Annotated in this window: 24 protein-coding genes and 1 riboswitch; of the genes, 19 read left to right on the top strand and 5 right to left on the bottom strand. The window is 59.6% G+C overall.

The features are described from left to right. The first annotated feature begins 73 nt into the window (after positions 1-73). The 10 genes from QLG10_RS12350 (at position 74) to QLG10_RS12305 (ending at position 11,092) form a co-directional block, all read left to right on the top strand. On the top strand, positions 74-823 hold the full coding sequence (locus tag QLG10_RS12350) for an AraC family transcriptional regulator (RefSeq protein WP_110751421.1): 750 nt from the start codon (positions 74-76) through the stop codon (positions 821-823). Positions 824-1,052: 229 nt separating this feature from the next. Continuing rightward, complete coding sequence (locus tag QLG10_RS12345) at positions 1,053-1,871, top strand: transporter substrate-binding domain-containing protein (RefSeq protein ID WP_110751419.1); 819 nt, start codon at positions 1,053-1,055, stop codon at positions 1,869-1,871. A 10-nt stretch (positions 1,872-1,881) separates the two neighbouring features. Then, complete coding sequence (locus tag QLG10_RS12340) at positions 1,882-3,660, top strand: aconitase family protein (protein WP_282487420.1); 1,779 nt, start codon at positions 1,882-1,884, stop codon at positions 3,658-3,660. Next, complete coding sequence (locus QLG10_RS12335) at positions 3,653-4,318, top strand: amino acid ABC transporter permease (RefSeq protein WP_188263987.1); 666 nt, start codon at positions 3,653-3,655, stop codon at positions 4,316-4,318. Before QLG10_RS12340 ends, QLG10_RS12335 begins: the two co-directional genes overlap by 8 nt. A gap of 10 nt (positions 4,319-4,328) precedes the next feature. Further along, positions 4,329-4,979: an amino acid ABC transporter permease gene (locus tag QLG10_RS12330; protein WP_282487419.1), complete on the top strand. Its 651-nt coding sequence runs from the start codon at positions 4,329-4,331 to the stop codon at positions 4,977-4,979. Continuing rightward, positions 4,972-5,694, top strand: coding sequence for an amino acid ABC transporter ATP-binding protein (locus QLG10_RS12325; RefSeq protein ID WP_008059768.1), 723 nt, complete (start codon positions 4,972-4,974; stop codon positions 5,692-5,694). Before QLG10_RS12330 ends, QLG10_RS12325 begins: the two co-directional genes overlap by 8 nt. Before the next feature lie 134 nt (positions 5,695-5,828). Next, complete coding sequence (locus tag QLG10_RS12320; protein WP_282487418.1) at positions 5,829-6,857, top strand: proline racemase family protein; 1,029 nt, start codon at positions 5,829-5,831, stop codon at positions 6,855-6,857. Between the two features lie 124 nt (positions 6,858-6,981). Continuing rightward, positions 6,982-7,899, top strand: a complete 918-nt coding sequence (locus QLG10_RS12315; RefSeq protein WP_020797778.1) for a dihydrodipicolinate synthase family protein — start codon at positions 6,982-6,984, stop codon at positions 7,897-7,899. A gap of 71 nt (positions 7,900-7,970) precedes the next feature. Then, positions 7,971-9,365 (top strand): fosfomycin efflux MFS transporter AbaF, encoded by a 1,395-nt coding sequence (gene abaF, locus QLG10_RS12310; protein WP_282487417.1) that lies wholly within the window; start codon positions 7,971-7,973, stop codon positions 9,363-9,365. Between the two features lie 146 nt (positions 9,366-9,511). Beyond that, entirely contained in the window at positions 9,512-11,092 is a 1,581-nt protein-coding gene (locus QLG10_RS12305; RefSeq protein ID WP_282487416.1) for an aldehyde dehydrogenase (NADP(+)), read from the top strand. A 33-nt stretch (positions 11,093-11,125) separates the two neighbouring features. On the opposite strand, the gene QLG10_RS12300 is transcribed toward QLG10_RS12305, so the two are convergent. Further along, positions 11,126-12,133: an Ldh family oxidoreductase gene (locus QLG10_RS12300; protein WP_188263992.1), complete on the bottom strand. Its 1,008-nt coding sequence runs from the start codon at positions 12,131-12,133 to the stop codon at positions 11,126-11,128. A 496-nt stretch (positions 12,134-12,629) separates the two neighbouring features. On the opposite strand from QLG10_RS12300, the gene QLG10_RS12295 reads away from it, so the two are divergent. Further along, the gene (locus QLG10_RS12295) at positions 12,630-13,190 is read left to right on the top strand and encodes a lipid-binding SYLF domain-containing protein (protein WP_110751403.1); all 561 of its coding nucleotides are present in this window, start codon (positions 12,630-12,632) and stop codon (positions 13,188-13,190) included. A gap of 231 nt (positions 13,191-13,421) precedes the next feature. On the opposite strand, the gene QLG10_RS12290 is transcribed toward QLG10_RS12295, so the two are convergent. Beyond that, on the bottom strand, positions 13,422-14,726 hold the full coding sequence (locus QLG10_RS12290; protein ID WP_282487415.1) for a citrate:proton symporter: 1,305 nt from the start codon (positions 14,724-14,726) through the stop codon (positions 13,422-13,424). 215 nt (positions 14,727-14,941) lie between these two features. On the opposite strand from QLG10_RS12290, the gene QLG10_RS12285 reads away from it, so the two are divergent. The 5 genes from QLG10_RS12285 (at position 14,942) to QLG10_RS12265 (ending at position 18,402) form a co-directional block, all read left to right on the top strand. Next, a complete protein-coding gene (locus QLG10_RS12285) occupies positions 14,942-16,153 on the top strand; it encodes a patatin-like phospholipase family protein (RefSeq protein WP_188263994.1) in 1,212 nt (403 codons plus the stop codon). Positions 16,154-16,192: 39 nt separating this feature from the next. Then, positions 16,193-16,678 carry an adenosine-specific kinase gene (locus QLG10_RS12280; RefSeq protein WP_110751397.1) on the top strand — a complete coding sequence of 162 codons (486 nt, stop codon included), beginning with the start codon at positions 16,193-16,195 and terminating at the stop codon, positions 16,676-16,678. Positions 16,679-16,765: 87 nt separating this feature from the next. After that, entirely contained in the window at positions 16,766-17,017 is a 252-nt protein-coding gene (locus QLG10_RS12275) for an AzlC family ABC transporter permease (protein ID WP_282487414.1), read from the top strand. After that, complete coding sequence (locus QLG10_RS12270; RefSeq protein ID WP_248677144.1) at positions 17,014-17,259, top strand: hypothetical protein; 246 nt, start codon at positions 17,014-17,016, stop codon at positions 17,257-17,259. The genes QLG10_RS12275 and QLG10_RS12270 overlap by 4 nt, the downstream gene beginning before the upstream one ends. A 126-nt stretch (positions 17,260-17,385) precedes the next feature. Continuing rightward, the gene (locus QLG10_RS12265; RefSeq protein ID WP_248677145.1) at positions 17,386-18,402 is read left to right on the top strand and encodes a GlxA family transcriptional regulator; all 1,017 of its coding nucleotides are present in this window, start codon (positions 17,386-17,388) and stop codon (positions 18,400-18,402) included. Positions 18,403-18,531: 129 nt separating this feature from the next. Here QLG10_RS12265 and QLG10_RS12260 read toward each other — a convergent pair whose 3' ends face one another. The 3 genes from QLG10_RS12260 to QLG10_RS12250 all read right to left on the bottom strand — a co-directional run bounded on the left by QLG10_RS12260 (position 18,532) and on the right by QLG10_RS12250 (position 22,560). Beyond that, the gene (locus QLG10_RS12260; protein WP_110751393.1) at positions 18,532-19,872 is read right to left on the bottom strand and encodes an MFS transporter; all 1,341 of its coding nucleotides are present in this window, start codon (positions 19,870-19,872) and stop codon (positions 18,532-18,534) included. 228 nt (positions 19,873-20,100) lie between these two features. Further along, positions 20,101-21,312 carry a M24 family metallopeptidase gene (locus QLG10_RS12255; protein ID WP_110751391.1) on the bottom strand — a complete coding sequence of 404 codons (1,212 nt, stop codon included), beginning with the start codon at positions 21,310-21,312 and terminating at the stop codon, positions 20,101-20,103. 228 nt (positions 21,313-21,540) lie between these two features. After that, positions 21,541-22,560, bottom strand: a complete 1,020-nt coding sequence (locus QLG10_RS12250; protein WP_188263995.1) for a helix-turn-helix domain-containing protein — start codon at positions 22,558-22,560, stop codon at positions 21,541-21,543. Positions 22,561-22,886: 326 nt separating this feature from the next. On the opposite strand from QLG10_RS12250, the gene QLG10_RS12245 reads away from it, so the two are divergent. The 3 genes from QLG10_RS12245 (at position 22,887) to QLG10_RS12235 (ending at position 26,509) form a co-directional block, all read left to right on the top strand. Next, complete coding sequence (locus tag QLG10_RS12245; protein ID WP_282487413.1) at positions 22,887-23,813, top strand: transporter; 927 nt, start codon at positions 22,887-22,889, stop codon at positions 23,811-23,813. Between the two features lie 141 nt (positions 23,814-23,954). Continuing rightward, on the top strand, positions 23,955-25,121 hold the full coding sequence (locus QLG10_RS12240; protein ID WP_282487412.1) for a DUF1624 domain-containing protein: 1,167 nt from the start codon (positions 23,955-23,957) through the stop codon (positions 25,119-25,121). Between the two features lie 33 nt (positions 25,122-25,154). After that, a riboswitch (cobalamin riboswitch) is annotated at positions 25,155-25,350 on the top strand. Positions 25,351-25,495: 145 nt separating this feature from the next. Next, positions 25,496-26,509: an ABC transporter substrate-binding protein gene (locus QLG10_RS12235; protein ID WP_282487411.1), complete on the top strand. Its 1,014-nt coding sequence runs from the start codon at positions 25,496-25,498 to the stop codon at positions 26,507-26,509.

Below are 26,509 nucleotides of genomic sequence, written 5' to 3'. Positions count from 1 at the left end.
CGCTCGCTTCGGGGTTTCGGGGGCGCTGCCGAGTCTTTATAGTCCCGGCAGTCGCCACCAGGCCCCTGTTGATATGTTCCCCTCACTCAATCATTTCAAACCCTGCGACCTGCCGACGCTGCTGAACAGTTTGCAGGCCATCGCGACGCTGCTCGATACCCTGACGGACGTGGTGTTTTTCATCAAGGACTGCGAGGCCCGTTACGTTTTCGTCAACCAGACCCTGGTCCGACGCTGTAGCTTCAAGCACAGTGACCAACTGTTGGGGCTGACAGCAGACCGTGTCTTCCCGGAGCGCTTTGGCCCGATTTACACCGAGCAGGATCGGCGGGTGTTGAGCACCGGACGCGAATTGGCCGACCAGCTCGAACTGCACCTGTATTTCGGTAACCAGCCGGTCTGGTGCCTGACCCATAAACTCGCGCTGCGCGATGAACATGGGCGGATCGTCGGCCTGGCCGGCATTTCCCGTGACCTGCAATTGCCCCAGTCCAACCACCCGGCGTTCCAGAAACTGGCAGCGGTGGATGCGCACATCCGTCGTCATTTTGCTCGACCTATCAGCCTTGCCGAACTGACGGCAATCGCGGGCTTTTCGGTTGCGCAACTCGAACGCCATTGCAAACGGGTGTTCCAACTCACCCCACGGCAGATGATCCACAAGTCCCGGCTCGAAGAAGGTACGCGGTTGTTGCTGGACACCGACCTGCCCATCACCGAAATCGCACTGCGCTGCGGCTATACCGACCACAGTGCGTTCAGCCGCCAGTTCCGTGCCCTTACCAGCCTTTCGCCCAGCCAGTTCCGCGATCGTGGTCGTTGACATGTTCCTTTAAGGGGCGCCTCGCACACAGGGTGCTCCCTTCTGTAACACCTGCCTGCCCGGCGGCACGCCGCCGCTGCCCTGCTCCCGACTTCTAAACCGCCCTGACTCAAGGGCTGGAAAATATTTGCCGGTAAAAAGGCAAATCGGCACAACCGTTGCTATTGTTAATATCGTATACGAAATCCCCAATACGATATCTAACAACACTTCCGACAACGAGGCCTCTATGAAAACCCGCGCATTTACCGTAGCCCTCAGCGCTGTCCTCAGTACCACCTTCATTGCCACCGCACAGGCTGACAAACTCGACGACATCATCGGTTCCGGCAAGCTGCGCTGTGCCGTAACCCTGGACTTCCCGCCCATGGGTTTTCGAGATGCCAGCAACGCCCCGGCGGGTTTCGACGTGGACTATTGCACCGACCTGGCAAAGGTCCTCGGGGTCGAGGCCGAAGTGGTCGAAACCCCCTTCCCGGACCGCATTCCGGCACTGATATCCGGGCGGGCCGACGTGATTGTCGCCTCGACCTCCGACACCCTTGAGCGGGCCAAGACCGTCGGCCTCACCGTGCCGTACTTCGCCTTCCAGATGGTCGTCCTGACCCGCGACAACACCGGCATCAACAGTTTCGACGACATCAAGGGCAAGGCACTGGGCAACACCAGTGGCACCTATGAAGCCATTGCCCTGGAGAACGATGTGAAGAAATGGGGCACCGGTACCTTCCGTGCCTACCAGTCACAAAACGACACGCTGCTGGCGGTGGCCCAGGGTCATATCGACGCCACGGTGGTCACCAATACCGTCGCCGCCGCAACGATCAAGTCGGGTAAATACAAAAACCTGAAGATCGCCGGTAACGCGCCCTACACCATCGACTATGTCTCCCTGGGTACCAAGCGCAACGAGTACGGCCTGCTCAATTACCTCAACCTGTTCGTCAACCAGCAGGTGCGCAACGGTCGCTACAAGGAGTTGTTCACCAAATGGGTCGGCACCGAGATTTCGCCGAGCGACCTGACCGTGCCAAAGGTCTACTACTGAGGTGCCCGGCATGCCTAGGCCCACTTCTCTGACCGGTCGCAGCCTGGTCCCGGGCGCTGCCCAGGGCGCCCTGCTGTTTGCCGATGTCGGGCTGAGCTTCTGGGGCGGAGTCGACCCCTTGCGGGGTGAAATCATCGACCGTCACCATCCCCTCAGCGGCGAATATCTGAGCGGTCGAGTCCTCGCCATTCCCAGCGGACGCGGTTCGTGTACCGGCAGCAGTGTGCTGATGGAACTGATCAGCAACAGTCATGCGCCAGCCGCTCTGGTACTGGCCGAGGCCGATGAGATCCTGACCTTGGGCGTGCTGGTGGCACAGATGATTTTCGAGCGTTCGCTGCCGGTGCTCTGCATCGGCAGCGAGGCCTTCGCCGCCTTGCGCGGCAAGGCCTTTGCCCGAATCGACAGTGCCAGGCTAGCCGTGTTCGATCACATCCCCGTCGACAACTGGCAGCCATCCGAAACGCCGACCCAGGCTCGCGATACCAGCACAGCAATCGAACTCAGCGAGTTCGACCACGCGTTGCTTGACGGCACGCATGGCAAAGCGGCGCAGATGGCCATGCAAATCGTCCTGCGCCTGGCCGAACTGCAAGGTGCCCAGCGTCTGATAGATGTTAGCCAGGCACACATCGACGGTTGCATTTACACCGGACCTGCGAGCCTGCGCTTTGCCCAACAACTGGTGCAGTGGGGCGCGAAGGTTCGGATACCCACTACCCTCAATTCAATATCCGTAGACCAGCGTCGTTGGCGCGAGCTGGGCATCGACCCACTGCTCGGCGAGCCGGCCAGTGCCGTGGGCGACGCCTACATGGCCATGGGTGCACAGCTCAGTTTCACCTGTGCGCCCTATTTGCTCGACAGCGCACCGAAGGCCGGCGACCAGATCGTCTGGGCCGAATCCAACGCGGTGGTCTACGCCAACAGCGTGCTTGGGGCGCGCACCCTGAAGTACCCCGACTACCTGGATATCTGCATCGCCCTGACCGGCCGCGCGCCCCTGATCGGCTGCCATCTGGACGCGCCACGCAAAGCTCGCTTGCGCGTTGAATTGCCGGAACTGGCCGAACTCGACGATGCGTTCTATCCCTTGCTCGGTTACCACATCGGCGCACTCGCGGGCAGCCGGATCCCGCTGATATTCGGCCTGGAACAACGCCAGCCAGACCTGGACGACTTGAAAGCCTTCGGCGCGGCGTTCGCCACCACGTCCGCCGCACCGCTGTTCCACATCGCCGGGGTCACGCCCGAAGCACTCGACCCGGCGCAGGTGCTGGAGCCGGATACCCCGCTGCCCGTGGCAACAATCCGCCTGGCGGACCTGCTGGTCAGTTGGCGTGAGCTCAACAGCGCCAGGGACAACCGCGTGGATGTGGTCTCGCTGGGTAACCCGCACTTCTCGCTCAGCGAGTTCGCCCGCTTGGCACAGCTGTGTCGCGACCGGGTCAAACACCCCGATGCGGTACTCGTCATCACTTGCGGTCGTGCGGTGTTGGAGCAGGCCCGTGACGCCGGGTACATCGACGTCATTGAAAACTTCGGCGCCACCCTGGTGACCGATACCTGCTGGTGCATGCTCGGCGAACCGGTGATCCCGCGGGCCGCCACCACCTTAATGACCAACTCGGGCAAGTATGCCCATTACGCACCCGGCCTGGTGGGGCGCAACGTGCACTTCGCCAGCCTGGCCGAATGTGTCGATGCCGCCTGCACCGCCACCGCCAGCGGGCGTCTGCCGAGCTGGTTGCAACCTGCCTTGCCGATGGAGAACCGCTCGCATGTTTGACTACACCTTCCAATGGCGCACCGCCCTGCGCGCCTTGCCGGACATGCTCACCGGCGCGTGGGTTACGTTCGAGACCGCTGCGCTGTCGATGATTTTCGGTGTACTGATTGCCCTGGTCCTGACGGTCATGCGCGAAGCCAGGCACCCGCTGCTGCGAGGCATCGGCAACAGCTGGGTATCGATTGCCCGCAACACGCCGTCGCTGTTCCAGATTTACATCCTGTACTTCGGCCTCGGCTCACTGGGCCTGCATGTCAGCTCCTGGCTCGCGCTACTGGCAGGGATCACTTTCAACAACGCAGGTTATCTCGCGGAAAACTTCCGTGGCGGGCTCAAGGCGGTGCCCCACACCCAGGTACGTGCCGCGCGCTCACTCGGCATGAGTGCCTTCCAGACCTACCGCATGATCATCGTCCCGCAATTGCTACGAATAGTCTTCTATCCGCTCACCAATCAAATGGTCTGGGCGGTGCTGATGACATCGCTGGGGGTCATCGTCGGCCTTAACAATGACCTGACCGGAGTGACTCAGGAATACAACGTCAAGACCTTCCGCACCTTCGAATACTTCGCCATCGCAGCCGTGCTGTATTACCTGATTGCCAAGGCGATTGTCGCGGCAGCCCGGCTGATGGCCTGGCGGTTGTTCCGTTACTGAGGAGCTGTCCATGTTTTCCACCGAGTTTTCCTCCAATGACCTGTTGTTCCTGCTCAACGGCGCCTGGGTCACGCTGCAATTGACGTTCTGGGCGATCATCCTCGGTTCCGTTGCCGGGTTGTTGTTCGGGTTGCTGCGGGCCCTGTGCCCACGGGCCAGCCTGCCACTGGCCTGGGTGCTGGACGTGTTTCGCAGCGTGCCGTTGCTGATCCAGTTTGTCCTGTTCAACTCACTCAAAAGCATCGTCGGCCTGAACATCAGCGCCTTCAGCGTCGGTTGCATTGTTCTGGGGGTCTACACCGCCGCGTACTTTACCGAAATCGTGCGCGGCGGCGTGCTGTCGGTGCCGTTCACGGTGCGCCGCGCCAGTCGTTCGTTGGGCCTGAGCTTCCTGCAGGACCTGCGCTGGATCGTCCTGCCAATGGCCACTCGCGTGGCCTTTCCCGGCTGGCTGAACCTGGTGCTGGGCGTGATGAAAGACACCGCGCTGGTGATGTGGATCGGCATCGTCGAACTGCTGCGCGCCTCGCAAACCATCGTGACCCGCATTCAGGAACCGTTGGTGGTGCTGTGCATCGCGGGCCTTATCTACTACGTCATGAGCCTGGCGGTCGCACGCCTGGGCGCTCGTCTGGAAAGAAGGTGGCAAGAAAATGATTGAGATCGATAACGTACACAAATCCTTCGGCAATCTCGAAGTGGTCAAGGGTGTGAACCTCACGGTGAGCAAGGGCGAGGTGGTGTCTATCATCGGTGGCTCCGGTTCTGGCAAATCGACCTTGTTGATGTGCATCAACGGCCTGGAGCCAATCCAGAAAGGCAACATCCGTGTCGACGGCGTCGAGGTCCATCACAACGCCACCGACCTGAACCGCCTGCGGCAGAAGATCGGCATCGTGTTCCAGCAGTGGAACGCTTTTCCGCATTTGACTGTGCTGGAAAACGTCATGCTGGCGCCGCGCAAAGTGCTGGGTAAAAGCAAGGCCTGCGCCGAGGAACTGGCGGTACGGCAGCTGACCCACGTGGGCCTGGGCGACAAACTCAAGACCTTCCCCGGCAAGCTGTCTGGCGGTCAGCAACAACGCATGGCCATCGCCCGCGCCCTCGCCATGTCACCTGACTACATGTTGTTCGACGAGGCCACCTCGGCTCTGGACCCACAGTTGGTCGGCGAAGTGCTGGATACGATGCGCATGCTCGCCGAAGACGGCATGACCATGGTACTGGTGACCCACGAGATCCGCTTCGCGCGGGACGTGTCCGACCGCGTGGCGTTCTTTCGCAACGGCCTGGTGCATGAGATTGGATCGCCGGATCAGGTGATCGGCAATCCGGTGCATGCCGAGACGGCGGCGTTTCTCAAATCGGTGAAATAACCGGTGGCCCCTTCGCGAGCAGGCTCGCTCCCACAGTGGTCTGGGTTGGGTGCTGATTTTGTATACACTACCAGACCCTGTGGGAGCGGGCTTGCCCGCGAAGAGGCCCGAACAGTCAACACAAGGAGCAGAGAATGCGCTCATCGAAAGTGATTCATGTAGTCAGTTGCCACGCCGAAGGTGAAGTCGGCGACGTCATTGTCGGCGGAGTCGCACCACCGCCCGGCGCCACGGTGTGGGAACAATCGCGCTGGATTGCCAAAGACGAAACCCTGCGCAACTTTGTACTCAACGAACCGCGGGGCGGAGTGTTCCGGCACGTCAATCTGTTGGTGCCGGCCAAGGACCCGCGGGCGCAGATGGCCTGGATCATCATGGAGCCGGCAGACACGCCGCCAATGTCAGGCTCCAACTCATTGTGCGTGGCCACCGTGTTGCTCGACAGCGGTATCGTGCCAATGACCGAACCACAAACCCGACTGGTGCTCGAAGCCCCCGGCGGCCTGATCGAAGCCGTCGCCGATTGCCGTGACGGAAAGGTCGAACGGGTGGAAATCAAAAACGTGCCGTCCTTCGCCGATCGCCTTGATGCGTTCATTGAAGTGGAAGGTGTCGGCACGCTCAAGGTCGATACCGCCTATGGCGGCGACAGCTTTGTGATCGCCGATGCCCCGGGCCTGGGTTTTTCAATCAGCCCCGATGAAGCGGCCGACCTGGTGGCGATTGGGTTGAAGATCACCCGGGCCGCCAACGAGCAATTGGGCTTTGTCCATCCACTGAACCCCGAGTGGTCGCACATTTCCTTTTGCCAGATCGCCGCGCCCATCGTTCATGAACAGGGCATTGCCACCGGCACCAATGCGGTGGTGATTCAACCGGGCAAGATCGACCGCTCGCCTACCGGCACTGGCTGCTCGGCGCGGATGGCCGTGTTGCAGGCCAAAGGCTTGATGGGCGTCGGGGATCGATTTATCGGTCGCTCGATCATCGGCTCAGCGTTCCACTGCCGCATTGACTCGCTGACGGAAGTGGCCGGGCGCCCTGCCATTTATCCGTGCATTTCCGGGCGGGCGTGGATTACCGGTACCCATCAATTACTGCTTGACCCAAGCGATCCGTGGCCACAAGGCTATCGACTGTCTGACACCTGGCCGGGTGCCTGAACGCACAATCCCAAGGCCCGACCAACGGCCAGGAAAAACCCCGAAAAACGTAAAAAAACCACTGGCTGATTTCTTTCATTTTCAATATCGTATACGAAATACAATAAACAATCTGGAGGCAACAATGAGCAAGCGTGTTAACTGGAGTGGCGTGTTCCCAGCGGTGACCACTCAATTCAACGATGACTTCTCCATCAACCTGGAAAAAACCCATGAGGTCATTTCCAACGTGATCCGCGACGGCGTATCAGGACTGGTGGTTTGCGGCTCGGTAGGCGAAAACACCTCGCTGAGCGCCGCCGAAAAAATTGCCGTGACCGAAGTCGCGGTCGCGGCCTCGGGCGGCCGTGTACCGGTGATTTGCGGCGTAGCCGAGTTCACCAGCGTGGAAGCGGCCAAGGTTGCCAACGCGGTACGCCGGGTCGGCGTCGATGGCGTGATGCTGATGCCGGCGCTGGTCTACGGCTCCAAGCCGTTCGAAACCGCCGAGCATTACCGTTACGTGGCGAAAAACGCCGACGTGCCGCTGATGGTCTACAACAACCCGCCGATCTACAAAAACGACGTGACCCCGGACATCCTCATAGCCCTCGCCGACTGCGACAACGTGGTGTGCTTCAAGGATTCCTCAGGCGACACGCGCCGCTTCATCGACATTCGCAATGAAGTGGGAGACCGATTCGTGTTGTTCGCCGGCCTCGACGACGTGGTGCTGGAAAGCCTCGCCGTGGGCGCTGAAGGCTGGGTGTCGGGCATGTCCAACGTGTTCCCCAAAGAAGGCGAAACCATCTTCCGCCTGGCCAAGGCCGGACGCTATGCCGAAGCCATGCCGATCTACGAATGGCTGATGCCGATCCTGCACCTCGACGCCCGTGCCGACCTGGTGCAGTGCATCAAGCTGTGCGAAGCCATCGCCGGTCGCGGCAGCGCCCTGACCCGTCCGCCACGCCTGGCCCTGCCGGAAGCCGATCGCGTTTTTGTCGAGCAGATCATGGCCAAGGCCCTGGCCAACCGTCCGCACCTGCCGGACGTCGGTCTCTGAGTGATTGCCGGGTTGGTCTTCGCGGCCCCGTCCCGGCTGCCTGTTTTTGCGCATCTACAGGAAACGCCAGCATGTCCAACGCTCAACACCCGTCTAGCGCAACCACTCCCTCGGGACTCAAACGTGTCGTGGCCGCCGCCATGGCCGGCACCGTTGCCGAATGGTATGAATTTTTCCTTTATGGCACCGCTTCGGCACTGGTCTTCGGCCAGTTGTTCTTCCGCCAGACCGACAGCCCCATCGATGGCATCATCGCAGCCTTTGCGCTGTATGCCGTGGGCTTTCTCGCCCGTCCGCTGGGCGGGCTGGTGTTCGGTCACTACGGTGACAAGTACGGCCGCAAGCGCCTGCTGCAATTAAGCCTGGTGGTGGTTGGCATCACCACTTTCCTGATGGGCTGCCTGCCCGGCTTCAACCAGATCGGCTATGCCGCGCCGGTATTGCTGGTACTGCTGCGGTTGATCCAGGGCTTCGCCTTTGGCGGCGAATGGGGCGGTGCGATCTTGCTGGTATCCGAGCACTGCCCGGACAACCGACGAGGCTTCTGGGCCAGTTGGCCACAAGCCGGTGTACCGGCCGGCAACCTGGTGGCGACGGTTGCGCTGCTGCTGTTGTCGTCGAACCTGTCCGAGGAGCAATTCCTCGCCTGGGGCTGGCGCGTAGCATTCTGGTTCTCGGCCGTGGTGGTGCTGATCGGCTACTGGATACGCACCAGTGTCGATGACGCACCGATTTTCAAGGAGGCCCAGGCCCGCCAGGCGCAGACCAGGCATCAGCAACTGGGCGTGGTCGAAGTGCTGCGGCACCACTGGCGCTCGGTGCTGGTCGGGATTGGCGCGCGGTTTGCCGAGAATATCCTCTACTACACCGTCGTGACGTTCTCGATCACCTATCTGAAGCTGGTGGTGCACAAGGACACGTCAGAGATCTTGTTGCTGATGTTCGGCGCTCACTTGCTGCACTTCTTCCTGATTCCGTTGATGGGTTATCTGTCGGATCTGGTCGGGCGCAAACCGGTTTACCTGGTCGGTGCAGTACTCACCGCGTTTTGGGGATTCGTCGGCTTCCCGATGATGGACACTGGCAACAATTGGCTGATCATGGCGGCCATCACCCTGGGCCTGGCCATCGAATCGATGACCTACGCGCCCTACTCGGCGCTGATGGCCGAGATGTTTCCGACCCACGTGCGCTACACCGCACTCTCGCTGTGCTATCAGGTGGCGCCGATCTTCGCAGGCTCGCTGGCGCCACTGATCGCGATCACCCTGCTCAACAAGTACCACAGCTCGACACCCATCGCGCTCTATCTGGTCGGCGCTTCGCTGATCTCCATCGTGGCCGTCGGGCTGACCCGGGAAACCCGTGGCAAATCGTTGCACACGGTGGATGCCGAGTCTGCTGCGCGGATTGGGGCGCTGGGCCCGACCGCGACTACCCCACGTCGCGCCGACTCACTGGCGTAAACCTTATAGGAGCGAGCACGCTCGCGATGGTCGTCAACGATAACGCGTGCATTCTGGATTCGCGCGGTGCCCTTGAGTGCCTCGCAAGCATGCTCGCCCCTACAGGGGAGTTGAATTACCCCCCTTTTTTGACAGGAGCTTTTTAGATGCCTGAGATCCTCGGTCACAACTACATCGGCGGTACACGCAGCGCCGCCGGCAGCATCGCGCTGCGAAGCCATGACGCAAGTACTGGCGAAGTCCTGCCCTTCTCGTTCATGCAAGCCACCGCAGAAGAAGTGCACGCCGCCGCCCAAGCTGCCGCAGCCGCCTACCCGGCCTTTCGCAACCTGCCGGCCATCCGCCGTGCGGAATTTCTCGAGGCCATCGCCACGCAATTGGACGCGCTGGACGATGAGTTTGTCGCCCTGGTCACCCGTGAGACGGCACTGGCGAGCGCACGCATCCAGGGTGAGCGTGCTCGCACCAGCGGCCAGATGCGCCTGTTCGCCCAAGTCCTGCGTCGCGGTGATTTCTACGGTGCGCGCATCGACCGCGCCTTGCCCGAACGCCAACCACTGCCACGGGTAGACCTGCGACAGTATCGAATCGGTGTCGGCCCGGTCGCCGTTTTCGGCGCGAGCAATTTCCCCCTGGCGTTCTCCACCGCCGGTGGCGATACCGCTGCCGCCCTGGCCGCCGGTTGCCCGGTGGTGTTCAAGGCCCACAGTGGACATATGGCAACTGCCGAACGGGTGGCTGATGCGATCATTCGCGCTGCCGAGCAGACGGACATGCCCAAGGGCGTGTTCAACATGATCTACGGTTCTGGCGTGGGCGAAACCCTGGTCAAGCATCCGGCGATCCAGGCTGTTGGTTTCACCGGCTCACTCAAGGGCGGCCGTGCCCTGTGCGATATGGCCGCTGCAAGATCACAACCGATTCCGGTGTTCGCTGAAATGAGTAGCATCAACCCGGTCGTGGTATTGCCCGAAGCCTTGCAAGTTCGCGGCGAAAAAATCGCCAGTGAGCTGGTGGCATCGGTGATCCAGGGCTGCGGTCAGTTCTGTACCAATCCCGGCCTGGTCATCGGCATCTCGTCACCGCGATTCGACGCTTTCACAGCGCTGCTCAGTGGTTTGATGAGCGAGCAACCGCCCCAGACCATGCTCAACGCCGGAACCCTTGCCAGCTATAAAAAAGCCCTGCAGGCACTGCACAGTCATCCAGGGGTGACCCACCTGGCCGGTCAGGAACAGCTGGGCAACCAGGCCCGACCACAACTGTTCAAGGCCGACGCCAGCCTGCTGCTCAAGCGTGATGCGCTGCTGCAGGAAGAGGTATTCGGCCCGACGACCGTGCTGGTTGAAGTCGCCGATGCAGGGGAATTGCAGCAAGTGTTGCAAAACTTGCAGGGTCAACTGACCGCCACGTTGATAGCAGAGACCATCGACCTGCAAATCTGCACAGGCGTCTTGCCGTTGCTGGAGCAGAAAGTCGGTCGTGTGCTGTTCAATGGCTACCCTACCGGCGTCGAAGTCTGCGATGCGATGGTACATGGCGGCCCGTACCCGGCTACTTCCGATGCCCGTGGCACCTCTGTCGGCACTCTGGCCATCGAGCGATTCCTGCGCCCGGTGTGCTACCAGAACTGCCCCGACACCTTGCTGCCCGAAGCGCTCCAGAACGCCAACCCACTGGGCCTCAATCGCCTGGTGGATGGCATCCTCCAGCGCCAGTCGCTGTAAACCGAACGGGCGCCATGGGCGCCCGTTTGCTTTTCAATCCAGCAGTGCCTTCAAATCCCTGTACAACGCCTCGGGAACCTGCACCCCCTCCACCAGGCTGCGCGCCCGCGACTCATAGCGTCGTTGCGAGGGCAAGCGCGCGCCCTGCCCTTCAATGCCCTGGAACAACGCTTCGGCCCTGGCCAGGTGCTCCAGGGTTGCATCGCCCAAAAAGCGCCGGGGATCCAGAGCGATGATCAGTTCGCCATGATAAGGCGATGACTTGCTGCCCGCGTCGTAAGCCAGTGATTCAGCACTTGTCAGGTCACCAATCAACGGCCCGGCGATCAACTCCACCATCGCCGCGAGTGCCGATCCCTTGTGCCCGCCGAACGTCAGCATCGCGCCGCTGTCGAGCACCACGCTCGCATCGCTGCTCGGATGGCCTTGCCCATCCACTCCCCACCCTTCGGGGATCGCCTTGCCGGCACGTCGATGCAGTTCGATATCGCCGCGAGCGATGGCGCTGGTGGCAAAGTCGAATACAAAGGGCTCTCGCCCGCCGCGCGGCCAGCCAAAGGCAATGGGATTAGTGCCGAACAGTGGCAAGTGCCCCCCGGCTGGCGCCACCCAGGCATGACTGGGGTTACACGCCAGCGCGACCAGGCCGATTTCCGTCAATTGCTCGATCTCCACCCATAACGCGGAAAAATGCACGCAGTGGTTGATCGCCAACGCGGCAATCCCGTTGGCACGGGTTTTCTCCGTCAACAGGGGGAGCCCCGCCTGAAACGCCAACTGCGAAAAGCCGCCACCGGCATCCACCCGCGCAATCGACGGCGCCTGGTCGATGACCCTCGGCTCGGCATTGGCCGACACCTTGCCGGCTCGCAGGGAATTGACACAGCCAAGAATCCGGTACAACCCGTGAGAGGCACAGCCATCACGTTCACCGGCCATTACCGTCGCCGCCACCGCTTGCGCATGGGCCAGATTAAAACCGTTGTGCAACAGGATCGATTCGGCCAGTTCACGGGCTTCGATCAGGGTCAGTCGAATCATGGTCATCTCCTGGGAAAGACCTGTCAGGGTGATCCGCTCGAAGCGACGAGGCTTGATGCCTTTTGATGCAGGAGGTGACGAAATCGGCATAGCCAAGGCACGCATACCCTGAGAACGGAAGGGCATCGTGCACGTCTGGAGGTCCGGGCACTGTAGGAGCGAGCATGCTCCGGGCGGCGTTCCAACGAGGGTCGTCAACGATAACGCTGAACAACTGGCACCCCGCGGCGCTCTCAGGTGGCATCGCGAGCATGCTCGCTCCTACAGTAAAAGCGAAACCCCCAGCAAAACGCTGACGCTGAACGCTGCCATCACTCAGTGGTCACAACAATTGATGGCATCGCAACTGATGTGGCCTCAGGCCTGCTTCCTTCAGCAGCGGCGCTTACAATTCACACATACCAGGGCGCGCCGGATTACCTTCAGTGAGTTCAGTCCTTTCGACACAGGCGCTGACAGCTGCTGCCATCCAATGCTCCCTTATCGGAGTACGCACATGACTCAATCCATACGGATATTCCTGACAACCTTGCTCGCGGTTGCAGCATTGGCATCGGCCAGTTTCCTGAACACTGCAGGTGCCGCCACCGCCGAGGATCTCAATACCGACTCCCGGCAAGCGTTGCAGACGCTTTACAAAACCAACCCCTTCTCCGAAACCATCTCGCACAAAGCCAAGGCTGTACTGGTCTTTCCAAAAATCATCAAGGCCGGCCTGGTATTCGGCGGCAGCTACGGCGAAGGCGTGTTGATGAAGGGCTCGAAGGTCGTGGACTATTACAACTCCGTCAGCGGCTCCTGGGGATTGCAGGCAGGCGCCCAGTCGTATGGCTATGTGGTTTTCCTGATGACCGACAAAGCGGTGAAATACATCACTGAAACCAAAGGCTGGGAAATCGGTGTAGGGCCAACCGTGGTCGTGGTGGATGAAGGGGTTGCCAAGAACCTGTCCAGCTCGACGCTGAAAGACGACGCGTACGCGTTCATCTTCGACCAACAGGGACTGATGGCCGGCATCAGTATCGAAGGCACGAAGATTTCCCTGATTAAACGCTAGCACCGGCAGACCCGTTGATCGTCGGGGAAGCAATGGCAGCCTGTGCCAATGTGGGTTGATCTCCCATCACGCGAGGCTGCCACTCGATAACCATCGAGGCCTGCTTACCAGAGCCTCATATCGTAGGATTGCGCAGTCGAACTGCTCTTATTGTTGTTTTTTCAGAACGCAGCTATCCGCGCGCCGGCAGTTGGGCGCGAGAAATGCGTCGAGAGGTGAGTCAGGGGTGAATCAGGCGAACAGCGTCAAGGCACCGGTCAGCAAGGCCAAAGCGGTGATCACCAGAGAAGTGAGCACTGCCCATTTCACGGTGGCGCGCTGGAAGTCGCCTATGTCGCGATCGACCATCCCGACCAGCAACAGGGTCGAAGCCACCAGCGGACTCATCAAGTGCACCGGCTGTCCCAGGACCGATGCCCTGGCAATTTCCACCGGGTCAATGCCATAAGCTGCGGCTGCATTCGCGAGGATCGGCACCACGCCGAAGTAGTAGGCATCATTGGACAGCACGAACGTCAACGGCATGCTGGTAATCGCCACCACCAGCGGAAACAGATGCCCCCAGGACGGTGGAATCCACTCCACCAATGTCTGCGCCAGTGCATCAACCATTCTCGTACCGGAGAAAATCCCGGCAAACACACCGGCTGCGAACACCAGCAGTACCACGGTCATTGCGTTCCCGGAATGGGCGAGGATGCGTTCCTTTTGCATGTCCAGCTGCGGGTAGTTGATCATCAGTGCCAGAACGAAACCGATCAGGAACAAAATCGCCGAATGGGCCAGTCCCATCACCAGCGCAATCATCACTCCGATCACCAACATCAGGTTCACATAGGCCAGCTTCGGGCGTTTATACGGTGTGTCTTCAAGAATGGCCTTGATGTAGCAATCACCACCGCCGCTCTGCAAGTGCGTTGTGCCGATTCGCTTGCGCTCAGCGCGCCCCAGCAAAAATGCCGTGAACACCACCCAGGCGGCACCGCCAATCATCGTCGGCAATAACGGGATGAAATACTCCGCGGCATCCACCCCAAGCGCGGCAATCGCCCGGGTGGCCGGACCGCCCCAAGGGCTTAAACCGCTCAAGATGCTCAGCGACAGCATGGAAATCGTTGCCAGGATCATCGGGTTCATGCCGATGCGCTTGTACAACGGCAACATCGCCGCACAGGTGATCATGTAGGTGGTCGTGCCATCACCATCCAGCGCGACAGTCAACGACAGCAGTGCGGTGCCGATGGCGATTTTCATCGGATCGCCGTTCACCCGCTTTAGAATTTTGCGGATCAGCGGGTCGAACAGTCCCGAGTCGATCATCAACCCGAAAAACAGGATCGCGAACAGCAGCAACGCGGCCGACGGCGCGACCATTTTCAGGCCGTCGAGCATCATTGTCCCGGTGACCCTGCCAAAACCGCCGATCAGGGCAAAGACGATCGGCACAACGGTCAACGCAACGATTGGCGACAATCGCTTGGACATGATCAGGTAGGTGAACACTACCACCATGGCCAGGCCGAGTAAGGCGAGCATAGGGCATTCTCTTGTTGTTATTGATGGCGAGACCGACGCACAGGCGATCGCCCGGGAGACTACCAGATCGCGCCCAATGAGTTTTTTTATCATCTAAACGAGCGCAGAATGAGCTTCCTGGCGCTCAAATGACGTGTCACGGCAGTGGGCGCGTGATCGGCGCTCTTGAACGACGAGCTCACTTTCTGTCGACTGCAGGGGCCGGAGGAGGCGTTTTGAAACCATTCCCGCTCAAACCCGGCACCTCGACCCTGGACGTATTTCTTCAAGCGTGCCTGCCCCGCCGTGACGCTGTCCCGCCCACCTTGACGGAACAAGCTGTCATCCCGGGCATTCCCGATGCTCGCTACAGGCTGGACCATGACCTGACGCCGTTCATCCAGGATGCGGTTCAATCCAACAAACGTGAGAGCGAGGTGCTCGCCAAGGCCGGGAAGCCGAACGATATCCTGCCGCCGGCCAGCATGCTGGCCGTTTCTGGCGGCGGCGATGCAGGCGCATTTGCAGCGGGACTGATTGCTGGATGGACCACCCATGGCACACGGCCAATCTTCAAGGTCGTCACGGGCATAAGTGCGGGAGCCCTGGTCGCCCCGTTCGCTTACCTGGGGCCGGAATACGACGGCGTGATCCGGCACGTCTGTAATGAAATCGGTCCAAAAGATATTTTTCATTCGCGAAACGTGCTGACCCGTCTTGCCAGCGACGGCATAGCGGACAGCAAGCCACTGTCGCGGCTCATCACAAAATACGTCACCGAGCAGATTGTGGCGGCGATCGCCGCGCAATACGCCAAGGGCAGAATCCTGCTGATCGGCACCACTGACCTTGATGCAGGCCGACCCGTCACCTGGAACATGGGCGCCATTGCCGCAAGCCAGGCACCGGGAGCGCTCGACCTGTTTCGTAACATCATGATCGCGTCGATGAGCATTCCGGGGGCTGTCTCACCCGTGATGATCGATGTGGAGGTCGATGGCAAACAGTTTCATGAGATGCACGTGGACGGCGGGGTCATCACTCAAGTGTTCCTTTACCCACCTGGCACGCTCGTGGGACTCAACAGGGCCGCTGGCGTACCTTTGCGTCTGGAACGTCATTTCTATGTCATTCGCAACGGGACGCTGGAGCCGCAATGGTCCGGGACCAAGCGCCGTACATTGAGCATCGGCGGCCGAGCCATCAGTGCATTGATTCAAACCCAGGGGATCAGTGACCTGGAGCGAATCTACCGCATGGCGCAGCAGGATGGAGCGCATTTCAACCTGGCGTACATCGGCTCCGACTTTAACGCTGCGCGCACTCAACAATTCGATGGCGAGTACATGAAGCGGTTGTTCGACTACGCCTTTCAACTCAGCGCGAAGGGCTATGCGTGGCATAAATCACCGCCCTCGCAAAACCCCAGGCTACGACCCCATCGCTGAAAAGTTCTGCCAGCAATTTCGTGAAAGGAGGCGTTTGAGATGCAACTCATCACGTTGAAAATCGAAAAGCCGGAAGATACGAACTTCATCCTCGGTCAGGCGCACTTCATCAAGTCCGTCGAGGATATCCACGAAGCATTGGTCAATGCCGTGCCGGGTGTCCGCTTTGGCGTGGCCTTTTGCGAGGCCTCGGGCAAATGCCTGGTGCGATGGTCCGGCACCGATACCGCCATGATTGAACTTGCACAGAAAAATGCCAAGGCCATCGGCGCAGGCCACAGCTTCATCGTATTCCTGGGTGACGGTTTTTATCCGCTGAACGTATTGAACAGCGTAAAAACGGTGCCAGAGGTGTGCCGCATTTTTTGTGCGACAGCCAATCCGACTGAAGTGATTCTCGCCGAGACGGATCAAGGGCGAGCAATCCTGGGCGTAGTGGATGGCTTCTGCGCCAAAGACATTGAAGGCGATGCCGACATCCTGTGGCGCAAGAACCTGTTGCGGCAGATTGGCTACAAGCAGTGAATTGCACTCGGCCTTGTATCTTAATTCGCGAAGTAAGTGTCGACCGCAAGACTTGTGTACCAGCCCGGTCACTTTCAAGGAATTCAAATGAACTATCGAAGTGGGACACATGCCTTCCTGCACGGTGCTCACACCGCTTCCCCGTTTACCACCGGGGTCATTCCCTTCGGCTTGATCGCTGGCGTCAGTGCTGCCGGGATGGGGATGTCACTCACCCGTTCCATGGGCATGACGCTGCTTTTCTACTCCGGGTCGGCGCAGATAGCCGTGCTGCAGTTAATGCAAAATGGCGCCTTGCCAGTGACCATGGTTAATGACGCCGAACAGGAGGCTTCATGAGCGAGCTTTCCCAGTGGGGCCTGTTCCTGTTGATCGGCGCCGGCACCTTCGCTATTCGTCTGTCGTTTATTGCATTTTATGGATCCAGTTTGCCCCGGCTGCTGGTCTATCCGGTGATCGGCTGTCCCCAAGCATTCATTTTTTTAGCAGTACCCTTATTCCCCCACGTCTTCCGCGCCCCCTTCAGACAATCCGGACTCATGGCATCTTGCGTGCATATTCCTTTCGTCACGGTCTATTGACCGGACACTCGATGTAAAATCCTGAAGCCAGTAAGCAGGGCTTACAATCACAAAAACGAGATGACGTTACCCCTAATGGCAGCTTGCCGCGGAGCACGTCACTGATGCAGTTGAGGAGCACCAACAATGACGAAACTCCAGGTGGCGAAACCCGCCGCAGGACGCTCGGCGAATGAACAACAGCCAGTGAAAACCGTGGGTTTCCTGGTCATCCCCAACTTCACCACCATCGGCTTCGCCTCCGCCGTGGAAACCCTGCGCATGGCCAACCTGGCCGCGCGCAAACCGATGTTCCGCACCGTCATCATCGCCGCCAACCTGGACCCGGTAACGGCCAGCAACGGCATGCGCATCCTCCCCGACCACAGCATCACCGATGCACCGAAGCTGGACATGTTGTTCGTTGTCGGATCAAACCCGATCGTCTCCAATCACAGCAGCCGACCACTGCTCAATTGGCTACGCAAGCTGGCGCATGATCAGGTGCCGCTGGGTGGGATTTGCACCGGCAGCCACTTGTTGGCGCGCGCCGATCTGCTCAAGGGCTATCGTTGCACGATTCACTGGGAAGATATCGAAGCATTGAAGGAGCGTTTCCCGGGGATCATCATTTCCAATCAGCTGTTCGAGCTGGACCGTGATCGCTACACCTGCTCAGGCGGCGTGGCGTCCATGGACATGACCCTGCAGTTGATCGCCCGCGAACCCGGTGGCAGGGACATCGCTGCGCACACGGCCGAGTTGCTGTTGTGTGATCGGATCCGGGGGGCGCAGGAACAACAGCGTGTGCCATTGCGGCAGAAGCTGGGCACCTCGCAGCCCAAGCTCAGCCAGATGGTGGCGATCATGGAAGCCAATCTCGAGGAGCCGGTGGGCCTTGAGGAACTCGCGCGGTTGAACGAGGTGTCGGTGCGCCAGCTGGAGCGGCTGTTTCACAAGCACCTGCAACGCACGCCGAGTCAGTACTACCTGGAGTTGCGCCTTGCACGGGCGCGACAGCTATTGCTGCGCAGCGAATCGCAGGTACGTGACATCGCCCTCGCCTGCGGCTTCGTTTCGCCGGCGCATTTCTCCAAATGCTATAGCCGATTCTTTGGCGTATCGCCGATTGGGGAGCGTAAGCAGGTGGCTGCCGTTCATTGACTTGTGTTGACCGGATTGGCCCCTTCGCGAGCAGGCTCGCTCCCACATTGAACCGCGTCCTCCTGGACAACTCGGTCAACGGTGGGAGCGAGCCTGCTCGCGAAGGCTTACTCAAGAACACTCAAGACATCAGTCCTGCAAAGCCTTATGCGCCGTCTCCCGGCTCGCCAGCATGGCAATCAACGCCACCGCCGCAGCCGCCAGCAGATACCAGGCCGGGGCCATTTTGTTACCGGTCAGTTGAATTAGCCAGGTCGCGATAAACGGCGCGGTGCCGCCGAACACCGCGTTGGCGATGTTGAAGCTGAAGGCAAAACCACTGAAGCGTACGCGGGTGGGGAATATCTCGGCGAGGAAGCACGGCAAGGTGCCGTCGTTCATCGCCAGGATCGCGCCAAAGGCAATCTGGATCATCAGAATCACGATCAAAGGCTGATTCTCCAACATCCCGAACAGCGGGAATGTCAGCGCCAGGAACAGGACCGAAGCGGTCACCAACATGGTCTTGCGTCCGAACCGATCCGACAGCTTGCCCATCAGGAAAATCAAACCGATATAGGTCGCCAGCGACACGGTAGACGCCAGGAACGAATCACTTTCGCTCATGCCCATTTCGGTGGACAGGTAGGTTGGCATGTAGCTGAGCAACAGATAAAACGCCACGGCATTCAGGCAGGTCGCGCCGATCCCGATCATCACGCTGCGTCGGTGCACGGTCAGCAATTCGCGAACCGGAGCGTGGGTAGCGCACTCCTTTGCTTCAAGGCGTTTTTCCATCTCCAGGAACTTGGGCGTGTCTTGCAGACTCATGCGGATATAACGCCCCACCAGACCGAATGGCGCCGCCAGCAGAAAGGGTAGACGCCAGCCCCAGCTGTGCAGGTCCTCGACACTCATCCACGCATGCAGGCCGGCGACAAACACGGCACCAAACAGCAAGCCCGCCGCCGTGCTCGCCGGGACAATGCTGGTGTACAAGCCGCGCTTGCCCTCGGGCGCATACTCGGCGAGAAAGGCCGAAGCCCCGGCGTACTCACCTGAAGCGGAAAAGCCCTGGAACAAGCGAATCAGCAACAACAAGGCCGGCGCCCACAGGCCGATATGATTGTAAGTCGGCAGGATGCCGATGCAAAAGGTCGAGATAGACATGATCAGAATCGACCAGGACAACGCACTGCGCCGCCCGTATCTGTCTCCGAAATGCCCCCAGACCAGTCCCCCTAGCGGGCGGACGATGAACGACAACGCGAATACTGCAAAAGTCGCCAGTAGCGCGGTCGCCTTGTCGGTTTGCGGAAAAAACGTCAGGGCGATGACGGTTGCCAGGTAGCCGTAGGCCGCATAGTCGAACCACTCGACGAAGTTGCCCATGAAACTGGCACTGGCTGCGCGTCGCAGGGCCTTGCGTTCGGCTGTCTGTTCAAGTTTGTCTGCCATGGTTGGCGTCAGGCTTGCGGTTTGGGTGCTCATTGTGCACCTCCGGTGGTAGAGGTGCGGTTATCGAAATGAAAGGTCGGGACGTAGGACATGACAAAACCCTCTATTGTTTTACTTGGCAGGGTTAAGGCTCAGTAGATGCTGCGCGTTCTTGGGCACGCATGCGCCATGTTTTTCCGGTTTATCTCAGCCACCGGGAAGATTTTTTCGCCAATCGTCAAAGCAAAACGCCGCACAGCTTCACTGTGCGGCGCTCAGGCCTCACTTCCTGATGATGTTGTGTTCCGGGCCATACGGGAACTTGGTGATGTTTTCCCCGCCCTGCTCGTTGACGATCAGGATGTCGTGTTCACGATACCCGCCGGCACCTGGAAGGCCTTCTGGCAACATGATCATCGGCTCAATGGAAACCACCATCCCCGGCTCCAGCACTGTGTCGATGTCTTCGCGCAGTTCCAGGCCGGCTTCGCGGCCGTAGTAATGGCTCAGCGTACCGAAGGAGTGACCGTAGCCGAAGGTGCGGTATTGCAGCAGATCGTGCTCCAGGAAGATCTCGTTCAATTGCAGCGCGATATCGCAGCAGCGCATACCCGGCTTGATCAGTTTGAGGCCGGCCTCGTGCACTTTGACGTTAACTTCCCACAAGCGCAGATGCTCGTCGGAGCAATGGTCCAGGAACAACGTACGTTCCAGCGCGGTGTAGTACCCGGCGATCATCGGGAAGCAGTTGAGGCTGAGAATGTCGCCCTTGTTGACCTTGCGCGAGGTCACCGGGTTATGCGCGCCGTCGGTGTTGATGCCGGACTGGAACCAGGTCCAGGTGTCCATCAGCTCGGAATCCGGGAAAGTGCGGGCAATTTCTCGCACCATGGCCTGGGTGGCGTGCAGGGCCACTTCGTATTCCGGCACCTGGTCACGCAAGGCTTCGACGATGGCGGCACCGCCGATGTCGGCGATCCGCGCGCCATGACGGATGATCGCATGTTCCTCGGCGGACTTGATCATGCGCATGCGCATGCACGGTGCGGCGATATCCACCAGTTCAGCCTGCGGATAGCGGCTGGCGAGCTTGTCGCGATTGAGCAAGTTCAGATGGTCGAACTCGATACCGATGCGCCCGGCCTTGGGCAAGGCCTGCTGGATCGCGACGAAGTAGTTGTCGCGCTGCCAGTCGGTGTAGACGATGTTTTCAGTGCCGACGGTACGGCGCCATGGCTGACCACCATCGATGTTGGCGCTGATGGTCACGGCGCTGTCCTGGGTCACCACCAGCGCGTACTGACGCCCAAAGGAGCAGTACAGGAAATCGCTGTAGTAGTTGATGTTGTGATAGGAGGTGAAGACGGCCGCGTCGATATTGTTCTGCGCCAGATAAGCCCGCAATTTGCCCTGGCGATTGGCATATTCTTGAGCCGAGAACGTCGGACTTACCTTTTCGCCGTTCTTGATCTGGATGGTTTTCGGCATTTGCATGTCATTTATCCTTGTCATTGATTGAGCTATCGGAGGCGCCAATCTGGTGGGCCGCTGAAGATCATTCGAACAGATGCAAAGCGAGGTTTTTTGCGCGAATCCGACCTGTAGTTGGCCATATCCGCTGTTTGCGAAACAGCCTCCTCAGGACGCTGTGCCAGAAACAGAAATGCCCCCGGCAAGCGGTAAAGTCCGCTTGACGGGGGCATTGGCCAATGGGTAATGCGGTCAGTGTGGGAGTGACGGTGCGACGATTCGACCCGCTCTCGATGGAGCCGCTGCATTCAGCATTGAAGACCGCTGACGCTGCGATTGCGCCACCCTATGCTCACGAGGGTGCGCGCCGAAGTACTGGCGATAGCAGCGCAAGAAATGCTGCAGCGAGACGAAACCGCACTCCGTAGCGACATCCGACAGCGACAGCTCACCGGCCCGCAACATCTGACGCGCCTGTTGCAGCCGCAAGTCCAGGTAGTGCCTGGACGGCGAGCAACCCAGACTGCGCTTGAATAGCCGCTCCAGATGCCGCCGGGAAATACCCATGGTCTCGGCGAGTTCGTCGATGCTCAGCGTTGGACTCAAATGCTCGTTCATCAACGCCAGCGTTGCCTGAAGTTTTTTCGGGACGTCCTGCACGGGCAGTAGCGGCCGGGCCTGGCGTGCTGCATGTTTTTCCATCCGTAGTATCAAGCCACGACCGTGGAACCTTGCGAGAAGCTCGTGCATCAGCCCTTGAACCGCCTGCGGCCCGACACAAGTCAGACGTTGGCGGTCGACACAGAACGGCGCAGCCACCGGTGTCAACTTGCTGAAAGCGGCAAACTCCAGTGACGCGGCGGGCGCTGGCAAGCTGCAACGGACACCCTCCAGGGCGCCAATCTGCGCCAGCAACCAGCCTGCCTCGCCCAGGGCCCCGAAGCTGATCGGTTGCGCCGCCCAGTAGCTCAGCTGCTGGCGCAGGTCTGGATCAAGACGCAGGTTATCGCCACCACAGAGGATCAACACATCGAACGCTTGTCCCTGACCCAGTCGCGCGGTGGCGGTTACGATGCCGTTGCTGGCGCACAGTTGCTGTCCGTCCAGGCTCAGCATTTGCCACTGGCAAACATCGTGCCCTGCCAATTGGTTGGCCAGGCGCAGTGGCTCCAGTGCATTAGCCAGGGAGTACATATCGAAGGCTTCCATCAACCAGAAGCCAATGCGCAGCATCGGCGGTTGTAGCCGCTCGGATTCAGTCAGTTGCAGCATGTCATGCTCTCCCGTCGATCAAGGTCACTCAGCACTCGATGGCGCTGACCGCCAATCGGCAGGGGCCGACTCCAATCTTGAACAAGTCAAAACACTGATAGCCATCTTCGATCTCCGTGCCGCTTAAGAGGTGTCAGGAATTCACCCGATTGTCGGCGTCAGGAACCATCAAGATGTGTCAGATATCGACCCCTAAGTGCTCGTCACTACCAAAGACGAACTGGATGTGCTGCTCGCACCAAGCCCCGAACCTTTCAAAGCTAATGCAGATGCACTACAACAATACATAGACCCCTGAAGTCCTGACAGGAAGCGAGCGAATGTGGATGAAACACAAACTCTGCATCGCCAGGCTGGCTCGGGTCGCATCCGCATCGCTCATCATGGTAGCCACCACTGCCGTCGCAGAGGATCTTGAACCCAGGGCCTACGCCAATACGCCGGTCGGTATCAATTTCCTGCTACTGGGCTACAGCGATCTCCATGGCAACGTGACCGCCAATCCCTCCGTCCCGCTGCAGAATGCCAAGCTCAACATCAAGACGATCGTGTTTGCCTTCGCCAGGTCCCTGAACGTCTGGGGCCGCTCCGGGAAGTTCGATATCGTCGTGCCTGAAGCCAGATTGACGGGCTCGGCCCTGTTTGACGGTGAACCCAGGGAGCGAAATGTCACTGGGTTGATAGATCCAAGATTGCGCTTCTCGGTCAATTTGTATGGCGCCCCGGCGATGTCCCTGGCTGAGTTCCCCAGCTATCAACAAGATGTGATTATCGGCGCCAGCCTGGCAATTACGGCGCCACTTGGCCAATACGACTCCAGCAGACTGGTAAATCTCGGCAACAACCGCTGGTCATTCAAACCCGAACTTGGGGTTTCCAAGCGCCTGGGTCCCGTGACCCTGGAATTATCCGCTGCGACAACTTTTTACACCGACAATAACCAGTACCTGGGTGACCGTACTTTTTCCCAGAACCCCACTTACCAGGCACAGGTGCATCTTATCTATGCCTTTAGTAACGGTGTCTGGGCCTCACTGGATGGGACGTACTTCGCTGGCGGGAGTACCAAAGTCGATGGGGTTGGTAACCACGATTTTCAGGAAAATACACGCTATGGGGGTACCCTCTCGCTGCCGTTGAACCGAAATCACTCGCTAAAGCTGTTTGCGAGTGAAGGTGCGCATACCCGTACCGGTAGCGAATACGATGCCGTTGGCATCGTCTGGCAGTATCGCTTCGGTGGAGGGCTTTAGGGACGCCATCACCGGCAAGCCGGCGCCTGCAAAGTCGAATAGCATTTCTCCCATACGTCAGTTTTTATGTTATGTTATAACAACCCTGACGCTATCGATTACTAACCGACAGCGTGACCCACCCCCTGCCTGCGACTTTCGATGACAAACCTTGTTCAAATCCCGCCCATCACCTGCCTGAGCCAACGCCTGACGTCCATCGACGCCCTCAGGGGCCTGGTGATTATTTTCATGCTGCTGGATCATGTGCGCGAGACATTCTTCCTGCACCGCCAGGTCACCGACCCGATGCTTGTCGACAGCACGGAGCCAACGTTGTTTTTCAGCCGCACCCTCGCACATTTGTGCGCGCCGGTATTCGTTCTGCTTACTGGACTGTCGGCATTCCTGTACGGTGAAAAGCACCAGGGCACGCCGTCGATGTTCCTGTTCAAGCGTGGCCTGTTCCTGGTTGTGCTGGAGTTCACCCTGGTGAATTTCGCCTGGACCTTTCAGTTCCCGCCTGCTGTGATCTACCTGCAGGTGATCTGGGCGATAGGTGTCAGCATGATTGCCCTCTCTGTGTTGGCCTGGCTACCTCGGCCAGTGTTGTGTGTCCTGGGCCTGGCCATAATCGGTTTGCACAACCTGCTCGATCCCCTGCACTTCCCGCCCGGATCGGCGCTGCACCTGCCCTGGGCGATTTTGCATGATCGCGGCTGGATCGAGTTCTCCGAGCACTTGCGCCTGCGCACCTCCTACCCCGTGCTGCCGTGGATCGGGGTCATCGCCCTGGGTTACTGCATCGGCCCCTGGTTCGCGCGCTCAACGCCGGTCGCCGTGCGTCAGCGTTATCTGTTGTTGGCCGGGGCGAGCGCATTGATCGGCTTCATCGCCCTGCGCCTGGTCAATGGTTACGGCGAGGTGCAGTGGGTGGTCCATGAAAGCACCACGCACACCCTCATGAGTTTCTTCAACATCACCAAGTACCCGCCTTCCCTGCTGTTCCTGTGTTTGACACTAGGCGTCGGGCTACTGCTGCTGTCCGGCTTCGAGCGGACCCGACAACACCAGTGGATCGGCGCCCTGGCGGTGTTTGGCGCGGCACCGATGTTCTTCTACTTGCTCCATCTATATGTGCTGAAAATCCTGTATCTGCTGAGCGTGGCGTTGTTCGGTCTGAACCAGGGCGACTACTTCGGCTTCGACGGCATAGGCGCCGTATGGTTGACCGCCGTGCTTCTGGCGGCAACGCTGTATCCACCGGTGCGCTGGTTCGCTGCATTGAAGGCGCGTCGTCGCGATATCGCCTGGCTCAAATACTTCTGATCACGCGATGGGTTCGCCTCGGGCGGCATGATCGACTACCATGCCGCCGCCGGTTCCCAAACGGGATTAATAGGGAATCCGTGATGCTGCCAATGCATCAAACGGAACTGCCCCCGCAACTGTAGGTGCCGAGCCTGCTCCTGAACTGCCACTGGGATCGATTCCCGGGAAGGCTGGAGCACGCCATGACGCATCAGTCAGGAGACCTGCCGGCCAAGCAACAAATCACTAACCGGCGGGGTGTCCGGGAAGGACATCTGTGCGCGCGTCACTCAGGTGATGGGCCTTGCACTGCTGTTTTCGGCAGCGCTCGATGATGTGTTTTCCTGACCTTGCACCCTGGCTGCGTGTACGGTTCAAATGGAGATTGCATCATGCTGTTGCCGCGCTTTTTCGCCCTTGTCACCGGCCTGGGACTTTCTGCCCTCGCCTGTGCCTCCCCGACTCATTACCCGCTGACGATCGAGAACTGCGGCAGCACACTGACGTTCACGCACGCCCCTGCACGTGCGGTAACTATCGGCCAGGCCGGCACCGAAATGCTCTTCGCCCTGGGACTCGGTGACAAACTGGTCGGCACTTCGCTGTGGTTCAATGATGTGCTGGGCAAATACAAGGGGCAAAACGACAGGATCGAACGCCTGGCCGATAACGAGCCGAGTTTCGAGTCGGTCATCGGCAAGCGCCCGGAACTGGTCGCTGTCGAACTTGAGTGGATGGTCGGCCCGCAAGGCGCAGTCGCTACCCGCGAGCAGTTTCACGAGCTGCAGATTCCAACCTATCTCATGCCCTCGGACTGCGAATCCAAGGACAACCTGGTGGGGGCCGACGGCACCCGCCTGCAGCCGTTTCGCGTTGACAGTCTCTACAAAAGCATTGCCCATCTGGCCGAGATTTTCGATGTCCAGGCGCGCGGGCAGCAACTGAACGCGCAACTGCAGGCCAGCCTGGCCAAGTCCATTGCCGCGGTGCAAGGCAAAGACCTCACGCACACCAGCGCGCTGGTCTGGTTTTCCAGTGCCAGCCTGGACATCGATCCCTATGTCGCCGGGCACAAGGGCATCCCCGACTTCATGCTGGGCACCTTGGGCGTGCGCAATGTGGTGCAGTCCGACGAAGAGTGGCCAACCGTTGGCTGGGAAACCATCGCCAAGGCCAACCCGACATTCCTGGTCATCGCCCGCATGGATCGCCGGCGTTTCCCGGCTGATGACTATCAAAGGAAACTGCAATTCCTGCGCAGCGATCCTGTGACCCGCAACATGGACGCGGTGAAAAACAACCGCATCATTATCCTCGACGCCATGGCCATGCAGGCCAGCCTGAGAATGTTCGACGGCCTCGAATCGCTGGCAACGGCCATCAACCGCTACGACCTGCCAAAATGA

It is taken from the genome of Pseudomonas sp. V98_8 (genome assembly GCF_029967975.1).
In the GTDB taxonomy this organism is placed as follows: Bacteria; Pseudomonadota; Gammaproteobacteria; order Pseudomonadales; family Pseudomonadaceae; genus Aquipseudomonas; species Aquipseudomonas umsongensis.
The sequence above is the reverse complement of the archived record's forward strand: the minus strand, read 5'-3'. Positions and strand labels throughout refer to the sequence as shown.